Here is a 13,057-nt window from a genome sequence, read left to right on the forward strand (position 1 = left end):
CAATAACAATTACACAGGAAGTCATATGATGAACACTAGATTTAATCGCAAACTTATCGCAGTTACGTTTTTAGGGCTTGCAAGCTTAGGTCTTAGTGGCTGCGTGGTCAATGTTGGTGATGGCGAATCGGGTTGGGATAGCAGCGAGTCATGGGAAAAAGTGCAGGATAAGAATCGCAATAATCTCATTAAACTCAGCCTTGGAATGAGCAAAGACCAGGTCATCACCTTAATGGGAACCGCTGATTTGAGTGAGGCTTATATTCAGCAAGGCGAAGCCAATAAAGAAGTGTTAGTGCTTTTTTATCGTACCCAACATACCCACAGTGATGGTAAAACCACTAAGGACGAATGTACACCAATCGTCCTTAGCAATAATGCGCTAGTGGGCTGGGGTGATACAGCCTATAGCAAAATCTGACCGAGCCTAGCCGTAAGCCCTACGAGATTAGGGCTTTCTGAGCTGAGTATCTAGTTGCTCAATAAGCTCAGTCCATTGGGCATCGGCTTCTAGCGCTTCGATAATGAAGCTCTTCTGGGCCGATGTCCAAAAGGGCGCTTGGCTTAAGTGTATGTGAGACGCTAATTTATGGTTTGCGATAAATTGCACTATGGCTGCGGGGCGATTATCTAATCCCAGCTGTTCAAATAAATGCGTTAAGTCTACGGGTGTGGTATCCATTTGTTATGCCTTTCCAATATGTGTCTTAACCTAGGGTATGCGACTCTCTGAAAAATGCAATTCATGATTAAAATTTGCACTTTCTTGTTTCCTTGTTACATTGATTAGTACTCATAAGAGTGTGATCTAAATCAAGGAATTCTAATAATGGACAATAAAACCTTGGACGAGTGTCGTGCTGTTTATTTGACCGCCGAAGATTTACGTGTTGCCGCTTCAATTCTCTATAATGCTTACCATGATGATCCCTTTTTTGTCGAAGCGCTATCTACTTCCGACAAGTTTGCCTACGAACAAAAACTGCGCGCCGCTATTCGTGAAGAACTCAATACACTATGGCAACAAAAACAAGCGTTAATTGGGTTATTTGACCAAGAGCGTTTAGTTGGGTTGGCCTGTATCGTGACTCAAGAAGTGCCGCTCGGAGAAGGGCGTTACTGGCATTGGCGTTTAAAAATGTTGCTCGGTACGGGATGGCAATCGACCCAAGCTATGATGAAAAAAGAGTCGACAATTTTGGAGTTGTTACCTAGCAATCACTGTGGGATCTTGCAGTTTATTGCCTTAGCTCCGAATGAACAGGGTAAAGGCTTAGGCCATCAGCTCGTACAGGCCGTTGTGAGTTGGTGTGATGAACAGCCCGAGCTCGATGGTATCGGGGTTTTTACTACTCAAGAAAGTCATACGCATTTATTGACTCAGCATGATTTTGTCTCACTGGGCGAATTGGTTATTGGCAGTGTGCCTGGGCAATTATTATTTTATGCGGGTCAACAAGATGAATGAACGATACAAATGTTTTGCTGATTTTTATCCCTTTTACCTCTCACAGCACCAAAACAAAACTTGTCGGTGGCTGCATTTTATCGGCAGCAGCTTAGTGTTGCTGTTACTGGTGGGCGCCATAGTCACAAATAACGGATGGCTATTATGGTTTATTCCTGTGGTGGGTTATGGGTTTGCATGGGTTGGGCACTTCATCTTTGAACAAAATCGACCAGCTACATTTCAATATCCTTTGTATAGCTTGATGGGGGATTGGGTGATGTTCGTACAGATGCTTCGTAACTTATTGAGGCATTAAATGAGCGGCACCAGTGAGATGCTCATACCCTTGTGAGAGATCGCTTACAAAGACTGTAGGATAAAATGTTTTTTTGGATTGTTTTGCTATTGATGTTTTTAAAATTACTTATCAATCAATATTTTGTGTGATCATTGCTCGTTATCGTACAAATTTTAGGCTGATAGGTGTTCTTCTCACGGAACAAAAACAGCGGGATTGGCGTAGAATTTATTCATCGCCAAAGCGAATGGATAACATGGATAGCAATACAGGCGAGAGGGATGCAGGAGGCTACAGTTTAGGTTCTTGGATTTGAACCTCTGATAGTAAGGAAACTGTCATCTGTCTAGGATAGGCTAAGGGAAAGCAAGGTTGCTCGTTCATGGACGATATCAGGACAACGTACTTATCAGGAAGATGAGTTTCAGGGTGAATACAGGACAGGCTTAAGGATTAAGCATCTTCTCGGTACAGGAAGTATCGGGATAAGGGATATAGTATAAGGGTGAACAGCTTGTACTCAATTCATGGAAGAGACATCCGCAGGATGCAGATGCGATAGGATTAGGTCATAGGATATGGCAGGCTCCGAACAGGACGAGTCGGATCAAGGGACTGAGTGTTATGACTCAATAACACAGGTTAACGCAGGGATGACAGGAAGCAAGCATACGCATGGATGGTGCAGGGAGCACGAATCGAGCAGGGTGGCTTACAAAGGATAAATGGGGCGCACAGAGTGCGCCCTTTTCTTTTGTATTTTGTTAGGGTGTGTTGAGGTTTCGAGATTGAATTTTGCTCGCTTTCGCAAGGTGTGCTCACGAAGCGAGACATGCTGAATTGCTTAACTGCGTGTGAGATATGTCTCACAAGGATGTAAGCAATTTGTAAGTTTTTTTGGCCGAAAATGGCGTGTTAGTTTAAGTTGGTTATTATTAATTAATAACTTAGATTCGGCTTTGGATTGTGTATTTAATGTTACGTCTAACTTTTTTTTCTACTCACATATAAGACGTAAGTACTCTGGCGTAGAATTGGTTTCGTAGAGGGAATTACATCTAACAGGATGTTAGCAGTCAGGATGACTGGGCAGTGTTTAAAGAATGAACACTGGAGGAATGGTAGGGACACAGGCTTTCAGGATGAGAGCGCATAGACTCCACGGAAGGGAAGACTATCAAGGACAGATAGCCTAATTGCATAGGACTGCAATGGCACATGGAGTGCAATAGAAGGGATGCTTATATACCTATTTCATGGATGATGGTGGAACCGCTCAGGAAAGAGCAAGCTTGGTAAAAGGAACGCCAAGAGATAGGGAAGTACTTAGGTACAGGGAAATATCAAGGATTGAGCAAGGATGGCAGGATGCTTGTTAACGCATGGATGGTGCAGGGAGCACAATAATAGCGGGATAGCTTAACAAAGAACAGAAGGGCGTGATCTTAGGATCACGCCCTTTCTTTTGAGACTGTTCAAATTCTGTATTGGGTCAACTTAACCGTTCCTATGATTGACTAAGCGCTTTTCAACATTAGTGGCATTTCCCCGAATTGCAGCCACTTTGGCTACCACAACCACCAAATTTGCCTTGAGCCGTTGGTGCTTCATGCCATTCAGGCTCAGGGAAGATCGGCCACTCAATTTTTTGAATTTTTTTGCCGAGCATCCAAATATGACCACTGTATTGATTGATACCGTCGGTGCTAAATTCAAACAAGTATTTAGCTTTCCAGCATATTCCTGTTGTCCCACCAAGGCTTGGGCGGGCGGTTTCCATGGCAATCGCTAATAGTTGAACTTTTTGCCGACAACATTCTTTCTCGGCAAAAATACGGCTTAATTCTGCCATTTGCCGTAGTTGCCAAAAGAATGCGGCAATCACTACCAATGCAATAATTAACAGTAAATCTGACATCATTTGCTTGCTGCCTTAAACAAACCACCTATGGCTTGTGATAGTTGAATACTACGATTGGGGTTTCTTAATTCACCTAGTAGTTGATTGCGTAAACTAGGGATAGCCACAATATCAGCAAAGACCTGATTAAAAAAGGCTTGGGGTTGAAGGGCTAGTGCCTCTAAGTAAATACTGCGATTCACCTCTTGCTTTAGCACTGTCCAGTTACGCCCAGCGATACTGAGCAGGCAATTGGCATCTAGCAGGGATGCTTGATGTAAATGAATAAATGCCTTTTGACTTAGGTCACAATTGGAGGCTAATGCACGAAGAAAATAGGTTTTGTACTCAACAGGGGCCATGGTGAGTTTGTCAAAAATTTTGCTGGCAAGGATTGGACTTAAATGCACATGCTCTAAACATTGGCAAAGGGCGATTTGCACTTCCATTGCTGCGGTATCAAAACTGGTCGTAATGTGTGCCTCATGGTCCTGCTCGTTAACTCGTACGCATACGTCGGCAATGCCTTGCATTCCTATCTGTTGCCATTGGTTGGAAGCGAGTTGACCTGAAAGGTATTGCATTGCAAATTCGTACTGTGTTGATGCCCTTTGCCCTAATTGCTTACGTACTAGGGCATTGAATACCGCTAACTTTTCTTGGCTTGGCTTAAAGCTAAAAGGGTTATTTGCAAGGCGTTCCTGTTGCTCATCGCTAAGTGGCTGGGTGGGATCTTGCCCTAGAGCCGCTAACACCATTTCGATAAATTGTGACCGGGGGGCGGGTGAAAGTAGCCCTTGCTCATCTAACGCCAGTTTTAGGAACCAGATAAAATGCTGCTGACTCACATCCCAAAATACAATAGCAAATTGTGCATGTCCCTGAATGGGATAGGGATAGGGAGTTGCAAGGGATTCGATTTGATGAAACGCCAGCAGATCAATATGTTGCACTCTGCGACCTAGATCATACACTTGAAACTGGGTTTTGGCTGTGGTTAAAAATTGGCTAAGAGTAGTAATTTCAGTCATTTGGCTACTATATCATCAAAAAGGTTCAATAAATTGGCGACATTATAGGGGGAACTAGGGCGAGATGGTATGATTGCCAGACTTTAATCGGCCAAATGAGCGTGTGGGCATCTTGGGGATGTCGCTATCCCGCGCTAAATGTGCAGTGGATTTGAAACCAATGTTATATAGTCAAACGCGAACAAAACTGGTGCAAATATCTGATTGTTTACGTCAAACTGGATTGTGGTCAACCACAGCCCCCTCCGATGAGGCTATGGCAAGTACAGCCCCATTTGCCTGTGATCTTATGCCCTTGGAGCAATGGCTGCAGTTTATTTTTATCCCCCGCATGCAAGCGCTGATTGACGCCGGGCAGCCATTACCATCGCAAATTGCTATTGCACCAATGGCACAGCATGTGTGGCAAAACATGAGCCAGTTACAGTTGTTAATTGGTGTCTTAAACGAATTGGATATGTTGTTAAATGAACCAAGATGATGCATGGCTGGAGATGCCCGATACTGCACTAGACCCCTCCTCTCAAGGGGACGCTGACGAACAAGCGCCTGAGTTGACTATTTTATTTGAAGATGAATATATAGTTGCGATTCATAAACCCGCAGGGTTACTCGTTCACCGTAGTTATTTGGCCCGCCGTGAGCGTTTTTTTGCTATGCAGTTGACTCGTGATTTAGTCGGTTGCCATGTATTCCCCGTGCATCGTTTAGATAGACCCACATCCGGTGTATTGTTATTTGCTAAGAGTAGTGAAGTTGCCAATGACCTTTGTGAACAATTTGCTAATCATACTGTTGAAAAACAATATCTTGCATTAGTTCGTGGCAATATGCATGAGTCTGGTGTGCTCGATTACGCCCTCAAAGTCGAACTCGATGAAGTGGGAGATAAATACGCAAGCCAAGATAAAGCGGCGCAGGATGCTGTGACCGTCTATGAGCCTTTGCTCAATGCGGAAATTCCATATCCTTCAGGGCGATATCTAACGAGTCGTTTTGCGTTAGTGCGCCTTCTCCCTAAGACGGGGCGCAAGCACCAACTAAGAAGGCATATGGCCCATTTGCGTCATCCTATTTTAGGTGATACCACCCATGGTGATGGTAAACAGAATGCTTTTTTTCGGGAGCATTTTGGTTTGAATCGCCTGTGGCTTATCGCTAAAAAACTCACCTTTACTCACCCCATAACTCAAATTCAGATCAGCATTGAGACCGAGCTTGAGCCACAATGGGAACAGGTATTTTCCGGTCTTGGCTGGGATGATGCCGTACTCAGCCAAGAGCCGACACTATTGATTGCTGAGAACGAGCAGAACCCTAGATAAAGAGGGTTGACTGGTTATTCGAGTTTATGGTGATGGGGTTTATCAAAGTAATACACGTCACGGCAATTTGCTGAGCGCCTATCTACACCTGTATTGCTATCAGTCTTGTATGGTTGAAGTATTTGTCACCTGTGGACGCAGCTTTTGCATCATATTGGCTAAGGTTGAAAAACCGGGTGTCGGAGCGAGGGGGGATTGAAGGTTCTGTTGGGCAGCGTGGAAGTAATGCTTGCGTCTAGTTTTGGTGGTTTTGTGATGCTGTTTGAGGTGTTTTAACCTAGTGGTCTGTCGCATCAGTCGCCTTCCTCATGCTCAATAACTTGATTTATAAAAATTTTACGTCGTCACTTGCCCTAAAGCCTGAGAATAAAGTAAGTTCAGCTTAATAGTGCAAGATGGAGTATATCATGAGAAAGGTAAATCTGGTGTTTGGTACTGTGTATGGTAGTGCACAGTTCACGGCCGAAACCTTAGAAAAGGCATTAATTCAGCTCGGTTATGAGGCGAAACTATGGCAACCGGACGAGATTGTCCATTTTACCCCTCCCCAGGATGAGTTGTTAGTGGTGGTGACCTCTACCACGGGGCAAGGTGATTTACCCGATGATATACAGCCTTGGTTTTATCATCTAAAAAATACAGCCCCCTATTTACCAGAGCTTAAATTCAGTGTCATTGCACTTGGGGATTCGAGTTACGAGACTTTCTGCGGTGCGGGCAAGTCGGTCAATGAGTTACTGATTGAATTAGGGGCTAAACCTATCCTTGAGCGTCTTGAAATCGATGCCTGTGAAACCATGGAACCTGAGGTAGAAGCAATAAAATGGCTGGAACGTTGGAATCGAGTCGTCAAATCCGAGCTCGCCGCTTAGGTCGCTTTGTCACTCAACAATGGTTTAAATTTGCCCAGCGCCTAAGCCAAGCGCTACTCATACCTATTGCTATTTTACCCGCGGCAGGAGTGATGCTGGGGTTAACCGTGAGCCCCATTCCTTTTATGCCCGCCGAGCTTACTGTGTTGATGTTGGCCGTGGGTAAGTTGATTTTTGCTATTATGCCCATGCTGTTTGCAGTGGCGGTTGCCATCGGTTTTTGCCGCGATCAAGGCATTGCCGCATTTACGGCTGTTTTTGGATATGGGGTGATGACGGCAACCTTAGCGGCCCTCGCCGATCTGTACCGACTTCCAACCCAGTCTTTACTTGGGATGGATACTTTAGATACTGGTATTGCAGGCGGTATGTTGCTCGGTGGTATCACATGTCTTGCGGTGCGTTGGAGCCAATATATTCAACTACCAGCCATTTTTTCCTTCTTCGAGGGGCGGCGTAGTGCATCTTTGCTGATTATTCCTTTAACCATGGGCTTAGGTTATGGGCTTGCCCATGTTTGGCCACCCCTATCGCTCCTGATTGAGCAAGTATCGGATTGGGCCGTATATCAGAAACCCGCTATTGCATTTGGTGTGTATGGGGCGCTAGAGCGCTTACTCATTCCGCTAGGATTGCATCATATCTGGAATGCACCTTTCTATTTGGAAGTGGGACAGTACCAAATGCAGGGGCCGGAAGTTATTCGTGGCGAAGTGGCACGCTATTTAGCCGGCGATCCTCAAGCGGGCAATCTAGCCGGTGGGTATTTGATTAAAATGTGGGGACTGCCCGCGGCGGCCCTTGCTATGTGGCGTTGCGCCGATAGGCCTGAGCGTAACCGTGTTGCGGGCATTATGCTTTCGGCCGCTGCGGCGAGTTGGTTGACTGGGGTGACTGAACCTATCGAATTTGCCTTTATGTTTGTGGCACCCGTTTTATTTTTAATCCATGCGTTACTCTCAGGCCTTGCCTATTCTGTGTGCATTCTGCTCGATATTCACCACAGCATAGTGTTTTCCCACGGGCTGGTGGATTTTTCACTGTTGTTTCCCCTTTCTCGCAATACGAGTTGGTTTATTTTCCTTGGCCCGTTAACGGCGATCATTTATTACCTTTTGTTTAGATTGAGTATTTTAGCCTTTAATTTAAAAACCCCCGGTCGACTCGAACGACAAGAACCTCAGGGGGCTAAGGAGAGTTTAAGGGCGATCATTGCAGCACTTGGCGGAAGAGAGAATATTGTTGAGTTGAATGCCTGTTTAACCAGGTTGCGCTTAAGTGTGCATAAACCTGAGTTGGTGAATAAAGTTCGTTTGAGTCAGCTAGGGGCTAAGGGGGTGATTGTGATGGGAAAAGGAGTACAAGTGGTTTATGGCACTAAGGCTGAAACACTGCGTAAAGTGCTACAGCGCTATTTGGATACTCGTCGTTAAATCCATTGATTTTGAGGAATATTGGTCGAGATATCCGCTGATCTTTCGTGTGGTATTCATTTGCTGGTCTCAATATAGCTCCCATCGCCTTAGATTCTCCAAATTAGTGGCTTAAATTTTTGGGTTTATCGAATGAATCTTCTGAAATGTCGGCTTTATCTCGTTATTTGTTAGATTTTCTGCTGTTTGATGTAATGAGCTATGGCACACTCAAACGAGGGACCATAGAGGAGATCAAATTTTGCCGTCACAGCATGAACAAGCATTAAATGCTCAGCCAACCTTAGCACGTAAAATCCTACTGACAGATTGTGCCGATGCCCAAGGGCTTATCGCCAAAATCACCGGTGTTTGCTTTAACCATAAACTCAATATCATCAAAAATAGTGAGTTTGTGGATAATGCTCAGGGGCGATTTTTTATGCGCACTGAGTTAGAAGGGGTATTCGATAGCGAGCAGTTGCTGCAGGATTTACGGGATGTACTGCCAACACAGAATCATATGACCTTGGTCAGTGCGGGTAAAAAACGCATTGTGGTGCTGGTCACTAAAGAAGCGCACTGCTTAGGCGATTTACTGATGAAGGCCTATTACGGTGGGTTAAGTGTTGAAATTGCGGCTGTGGTCGGTAATCACAATGCGCTGCGGGAACTGACGGAGAAGTTCAATATTCCCTTCCATTTAGTCAGCCACGAAGGATTGGACAGAATTCAACACGAGCAAGCACTGCTCGCTGCGGTATCTCAATATGAGCCAGATTATCTAGTATTGGCTAAATATATGCGGGTATTAACCCCAGATTTTGTGGCGCAATACCCTAATCGTATTATTAATATCCATCATTCCTTCTTGCCTGCCTTTATTGGTGCAGCACCCTATCGTCAGGCCTGGGAGCGCGGAGTGAAGATCATCGGAGCGACGGCTCACTTTGTGAATAACTGCCTCGATGAGGGGCCAATTATTAAGCAGGATGTTATTCCCGTTGATCATAGCTACAGCGCCTTAGAAATGGCGAGGGCAGGGCGGGATGTAGAGAAGAGTGTGCTTAGTAAGGCATTGCAGCTAGTACTCAACGAGCAAGTGGTCGTTTATGGCAATAAAACCATCGTATTCTAAGGATGGTTTTTCGCTGGGTGGGAGTATCTGCTTAACGTCGATATTGTCGCCCTCATTGACTCATAGCAATATCAAATTTTATATTATCGAATTGTTTATTAAGATTTTTATTAGAATATTTTGGCAAGTACCCGTAAAGTGTTTATCCAATGTGCTCGTCATGGTTTGGAGTGATAAATGTCAACTAGTCGAAGTCTTATCGTTGGGATGAAGGATCTCCCTGACAATTTGAATTTATCATGGGCGCAACTTGATGGGCAATTTCGAGTGCAACGCATGAGCCAAGCCTTTTACTCCCGTTGTAAGCGCTCTGCAGCGCAAATCATCAATCAACCACTCTCTGAACTTTTTAGTGCTTTCAATGTTGAACTCTGCGCCGATATTACTCGGCAGCAAAGGCAAATCGTGGGGTTTCAGTTACAAGACGATCAAGGCATGCGGTTACATTTTTCACTGCATTTAGTGCCCCAAATAGGTTGGAATTTGATTTTATCCGACACCAATTTTGAAGACCCTCAGATGAAAGAATTACACTCGGATTACCGGCGTGCGATTCAAGCAAGTGATGCATGGCTACAACATATTGAAGATGTTATTAAATCTCCCCAAGAAGAGGTATTTAGTGTCGCAGTATCGAAAGCCATGTCCTTAACCGGGAGTCTGTATGGCTTTATTTTGTTGCATAATGAGAAGTCAGGCTCGTTGACACTGGCTGCGCGTTCTGAATATCCCACCCCTAAGATTAATGCTGCGGATTTTGCCAGAGAAAGTACCCAAGTCGCGGACCGAGAGTGCCGTTTATGGCTCGAATGTACCAAAAATTATAAACCTATCATTCACAACGAAAGTGACAATCATCCACATCGGGAGGATTTTGTGTTTGATCAGTTGCTGCTCAATGGACGCTATATGGCTGTGCCGATCTTATTTCGCGCTCGAATGTTAGGGTTAGTCTGTGTGATAGGCAGGGACGAACCTTATACTCGCAGTGATGCAAGATCTTTGCTTACCTTTGCGAGTATTCTTTGGCACACCATAGAGTTACCTAGATCATTACGGGCCGTTTCCCGCCAGTCAAAAATTATCAAGGCGCAAAAGGAGCAGTTATCCCAATCTTTAACTCAGCTGATCAGCGCGATTTCAGAGGCGCTAGAACTAAAGGATGCCTATACCGCGGGACACCAAAAGTCAGTTGCACAATTAAGCTATTTGATTGGAGAAAAGCTTGGCTTAGAACCACAGCGTTTAGAAGGACTTAAAATTGGGGCTTTGGTGCATGACATTGGGAAGCTTGCCATACCTTCACAAATTTTGACTAAACCTTCTAAGCTATCTAAGGAAGAGTATGCGTTAATCCAAACTCACCCGCAGCATGGTGCAGAAATTGTTGAAGGTGTAGAGTTCCCATGGCCGATTAAACAGATGATTTTACAGCATCATGAACGGCTCGATGGGTCAGGTTACCCGCTAGGGCTGAAAGATAAAGCCATTCTCTATGAGGCCAAGATTATAGCGGTTGCCGATGTGGTCGATTCAATACTTTCCCACCGACCTTATCGGCCATCTCTAGGCTTAGCTAAAATGACCGAAGTATTACGGGCGGGTAAAGGCACACTGTTCGATCCGGAAATAGTGGAAACCTGTTTAGATATTTTAATTAACCGTGAGCTTAGTCTCAGTGATCATATAGGTTCCGCTGCATTAGACCCTATAGTGGCTGTGACACTTGACCATGAGCTTGCCGATATCAAACGTTTATTAACGACAGCCCATGCGAAAGTTGCTGTAGTGTTGGATGAAACACACAAGATCATAGGTATGATTACTCAACGTCTCTTAGATTACTGGTTGAGTCCATTAATAGGCACCGCTGCAGAACGGGAACAGGATAGGGCCTTTCTTCATAAAAAAGCCCATCAAATTATGGAGCACTCGGTCCCCTTGATTAGCGATGTGGCTACCTCCGAAGATGCTTTGCAACAACTTAATCAATTAGACACTGAGTTTCTTGTGGTCGTTAATAAGGCCCAACATGCCATAGGTGTCATCGGCTGGCGAGCGATAGCGATGGCAAATAAGGAGCTGCAAGACGTTGAGCGTTTGATTTAACCTATCGATCGCGTGCGCACATATTGCACACGGTCAATCAATAAATCAGCCAATAAAAAGGCGTCTGAATGACGCCTCAATAATGGAACGTGCATGGATTAAAAATTAACGGCATAGACCTCATCGATTGCGTTTGCTGCAATATCCTTAATCGTCACCTGACCTTGTACATAACGTCCTATACGTTTTGCGGTTTTATCGGCACCTTGACTCAAGGCGAACTGATGAAAGTTCTCACCATTACAGACTAAACGTGGAAATATTCGCCCTTCATTAATCCGATATTCTTTCATCGTACCATTGAAGGACACCAAGCTATTGCTGGCACCTGCTTTACATACCGCGATAAGGGTATTTTCAAGCTGTGGATCCATTGCAGCCAAGGCGTGAGTGCTCAGGCCCAGTGCACAGACTGCTGCTATACCAGCTAATTTTGCCAATGTAGATTTCATTTTAAGCTCCTTGCCGAGGGATATTCCTTTTCAGTTAAGTTGCTTTTGCATGGTTTTGCCGGAGGATTTAGGCGGTCAAGTGTATCCAAATGTTGGATCTGGATCTGCATGTGTCCCTGTGTAACGACATGTGTTTTTTTGAGGAAAAGAGCGGTTTTAGAGCATAAAAAATGCCAAGCAAGGGCTTGGCATTTTAGTCCATTGTGACCGAACCCTCAGGATTGAAGGTTAATCAACAATACGCAGTAGCTCGTTTATACCGACTTTACCGCGGGTTTTGGCGTCCACTTTTTTAACGATAATCGCAGCATACAGGCTGTACTTGCCACAGGCTGAGGGTAGGTTGCCAGAGACGACAACCGAGCCTGCGGGGACGCGACCATAATGCACTTCGCCGGTTTCGCGGTCATAGATACGGGTGCTTTGGCCGATATACACGCCCATAGAAATCACTGAGCCTTCTTCGACCACCACGCCTTCAACAATCTCAGAGCGCGCGCCGATAAAGCAGTTATCTTCAATAATCGTCGGGCCAGCTTGCAGTGGCTCAAGTACGCCGCCAATGCCCACGCCACCAGATAAATGCACGTTTTTACCAATTTGAGCGCATGAGCCAACCGTCGCCCAAGTGTCAACCATAGTGCCTTCATCAACGTAGGCGCCTAAGTTCACGTAGGATGGCATTAACACGGTATTCTTGCCGATAAATGATCCCTTACGCACTGTGGCAGAGGGCACCACTCGAATGGCTTCGGCTTTAAAACGAGCCTCGTCATATTCGGCAAATTTTAATGGCACTTTATCGAAATATTTGGTTTCGGCGCCATCGATAACCGCGTTATCGAAAATACGGAAGGACAGTAATACCGCCTTTTTCAACCATTGATGCACATGCCACTGGCCGTCGATCTTTTCGGCGACACGTACTTCACCTTTGTCGAGCATATTGATGACATGTTGCACATCGCTGCGTACGCTGGCGTCAACTGTGCTTGGTGTGATGTCGGCGCGTGCTTCAAAAGCCGCCTCAATACGTTGGCGTAAAGCCTCCATTTACTTCTCCCACTGGT

14 protein-coding genes are annotated in these 13,057 nt (G+C 45.1%); 9 read left to right on the forward strand and 5 right to left on the reverse strand.

What is annotated here, in order from left to right; all coding sequences use genetic code 11:
* Nucleotides 1-25 precede the first annotated feature (25 nt).
* Complete coding sequence (locus SOHN41_RS06325) at nt 26-421, forward strand: DUF3192 domain-containing protein (RefSeq protein ID WP_007646744.1); 396 nt, start codon at nt 26-28, stop codon at nt 419-421.
* Between the two features lie 27 nt (nt 422-448).
* On the opposite strand, the gene SOHN41_RS06330 is transcribed toward SOHN41_RS06325, so the two are convergent.
* A complete protein-coding gene (locus SOHN41_RS06330; protein WP_007646747.1) occupies nt 449-682 on the reverse strand; it encodes a DUF2789 domain-containing protein in 234 nt (77 codons plus the stop codon).
* Between the two features lie 147 nt (nt 683-829).
* On the opposite strand from SOHN41_RS06330, the gene SOHN41_RS06335 reads away from it, so the two are divergent.
* Together SOHN41_RS06335 and SOHN41_RS06340 are read left to right on the forward strand one after the other, a co-directional pair.
* Nucleotides 830-1,468, forward strand: coding sequence for a GNAT family N-acetyltransferase (locus SOHN41_RS06335; RefSeq protein WP_007646749.1), 639 nt, complete (start codon nt 830-832; stop codon nt 1,466-1,468).
* Nucleotides 1,461-1,766: a DUF962 domain-containing protein gene (locus tag SOHN41_RS06340; RefSeq protein WP_007646750.1), complete on the forward strand. Its 306-nt coding sequence runs from the start codon at nt 1,461-1,463 to the stop codon at nt 1,764-1,766. Before SOHN41_RS06335 ends, SOHN41_RS06340 begins: the two co-directional genes overlap by 8 nt.
* Before the next feature lie 1,516 nt (nt 1,767-3,282).
* Here SOHN41_RS06340 and SOHN41_RS06345 read toward each other — a convergent pair.
* The gene (locus SOHN41_RS06345; RefSeq protein WP_007646751.1) at nt 3,283-3,669 is read right to left on the reverse strand and encodes a DUF3301 domain-containing protein; all 387 of its coding nucleotides are present in this window, start codon (nt 3,667-3,669) and stop codon (nt 3,283-3,285) included.
* Nucleotides 3,666-4,679 carry a DUF3549 family protein gene (locus SOHN41_RS06350; protein ID WP_007646758.1) on the reverse strand — a complete coding sequence of 338 codons (1,014 nt, stop codon included), beginning with the start codon at nt 4,677-4,679 and terminating at the stop codon, nt 3,666-3,668. The genes SOHN41_RS06345 and SOHN41_RS06350 overlap by 4 nt, the downstream gene beginning before the upstream one ends.
* Before the next feature lie 160 nt (nt 4,680-4,839).
* Here SOHN41_RS06350 and SOHN41_RS06355 point away from each other — a divergent pair, with 160 nt between their 5' ends.
* The 6 genes from SOHN41_RS06355 (at nt 4,840) to SOHN41_RS06385 (ending at nt 11,535) form a co-directional block, all read left to right on the forward strand.
* Nucleotides 4,840-5,160, forward strand: a complete 321-nt coding sequence (locus SOHN41_RS06355) for a YqcC family protein (RefSeq protein WP_007646761.1) — start codon at nt 4,840-4,842, stop codon at nt 5,158-5,160.
* On the forward strand, nt 5,147-6,004 hold the full coding sequence (gene truC, locus SOHN41_RS06360; RefSeq protein WP_007646763.1) for a tRNA pseudouridine(65) synthase TruC: 858 nt from the start codon (nt 5,147-5,149) through the stop codon (nt 6,002-6,004). The genes SOHN41_RS06355 and truC overlap by 14 nt, the downstream gene beginning before the upstream one ends.
* Nucleotides 6,005-6,411: 407 nt before the next feature.
* A complete protein-coding gene (locus SOHN41_RS06370; protein WP_007646767.1) occupies nt 6,412-6,876 on the forward strand; it encodes a flavodoxin in 465 nt (154 codons plus the stop codon).
* Nucleotides 6,828-8,309, forward strand: a complete 1,482-nt coding sequence (locus SOHN41_RS06375; RefSeq protein WP_007646768.1) for a PTS transporter subunit EIIC — start codon at nt 6,828-6,830, stop codon at nt 8,307-8,309. The genes SOHN41_RS06370 and SOHN41_RS06375 overlap by 49 nt, the downstream gene beginning before the upstream one ends.
* 241 nt (nt 8,310-8,550) lie before the next feature.
* Nucleotides 8,551-9,426 (forward strand): formyltetrahydrofolate deformylase, encoded by an 876-nt coding sequence (gene purU, locus SOHN41_RS06380; RefSeq protein WP_007646771.1) that lies wholly within the window; start codon nt 8,551-8,553, stop codon nt 9,424-9,426.
* A gap of 177 nt (nt 9,427-9,603) precedes the next feature.
* Nucleotides 9,604-11,535 carry an HD domain-containing phosphohydrolase gene (locus SOHN41_RS06385; protein ID WP_007646773.1) on the forward strand — a complete coding sequence of 644 codons (1,932 nt, stop codon included), beginning with the start codon at nt 9,604-9,606 and terminating at the stop codon, nt 11,533-11,535.
* A gap of 98 nt (nt 11,536-11,633) precedes the next feature.
* Here the strand turns inward: SOHN41_RS06385 and SOHN41_RS06390 are convergent, their stop codons facing one another.
* Complete coding sequence (locus tag SOHN41_RS06390) at nt 11,634-11,987, reverse strand: DUF3718 domain-containing protein (protein ID WP_007646775.1); 354 nt, start codon at nt 11,985-11,987, stop codon at nt 11,634-11,636.
* A 228-nt stretch (nt 11,988-12,215) separates the two neighbouring features.
* A complete protein-coding gene (dapD, locus tag SOHN41_RS06395; protein ID WP_007646778.1) occupies nt 12,216-13,040 on the reverse strand; it encodes a 2,3,4,5-tetrahydropyridine-2,6-dicarboxylate N-succinyltransferase in 825 nt (274 codons plus the stop codon).
* Nucleotides 13,041-13,057: the final 17 nt, after the last annotated feature.

This window comes from Shewanella sp. HN-41 (assembly GCF_000217915.1).
Classification (GTDB): Bacteria; Pseudomonadota; Gammaproteobacteria; order Enterobacterales; family Shewanellaceae; genus Shewanella.

Coding starts and splice junctions, on each gene's coding strand:
- dapD (WP_007646778.1), bottom strand. CDS start 13,040: ATGGAGGCTTTACGCCAACGTATTGAGGCGGCTTTTGAAGCACGCGCC.
- SOHN41_RS06375 (WP_007646768.1), top strand. CDS start 6,828: ATGGCTGGAACGTTGGAATCGAGTCGTCAAATCCGAGCTCGCCGCTTA.
- SOHN41_RS06335 (WP_007646749.1), top strand. CDS start 830: ATGGACAATAAAACCTTGGACGAGTGTCGTGCTGTTTATTTGACCGCC.
- SOHN41_RS06345 (WP_007646751.1), bottom strand. CDS start 3,669: ATGATGTCAGATTTACTGTTAATTATTGCATTGGTAGTGATTGCCGCA.
- SOHN41_RS06390 (WP_007646775.1), bottom strand. CDS start 11,987: ATGAAATCTACATTGGCAAAATTAGCTGGTATAGCAGCAGTCTGTGCA.
- SOHN41_RS06340 (WP_007646750.1), top strand. CDS start 1,461: ATGAATGAACGATACAAATGTTTTGCTGATTTTTATCCCTTTTACCTC.
- SOHN41_RS06355 (WP_007646761.1), top strand. CDS start 4,840: ATGTTATATAGTCAAACGCGAACAAAACTGGTGCAAATATCTGATTGT.
- SOHN41_RS06385 (WP_007646773.1), top strand. CDS start 9,604: ATGTCAACTAGTCGAAGTCTTATCGTTGGGATGAAGGATCTCCCTGAC.
- truC (WP_007646763.1), top strand. CDS start 5,147: ATGAACCAAGATGATGCATGGCTGGAGATGCCCGATACTGCACTAGAC.
- SOHN41_RS06350 (WP_007646758.1), bottom strand. CDS start 4,679: ATGACTGAAATTACTACTCTTAGCCAATTTTTAACCACAGCCAAAACC.
- SOHN41_RS06330 (WP_007646747.1), bottom strand. CDS start 682: ATGGATACCACACCCGTAGACTTAACGCATTTATTTGAACAGCTGGGA.
- SOHN41_RS06370 (WP_007646767.1), top strand. CDS start 6,412: ATGAGAAAGGTAAATCTGGTGTTTGGTACTGTGTATGGTAGTGCACAG.
- SOHN41_RS06325 (WP_007646744.1), top strand. CDS start 26: ATGATGAACACTAGATTTAATCGCAAACTTATCGCAGTTACGTTTTTA.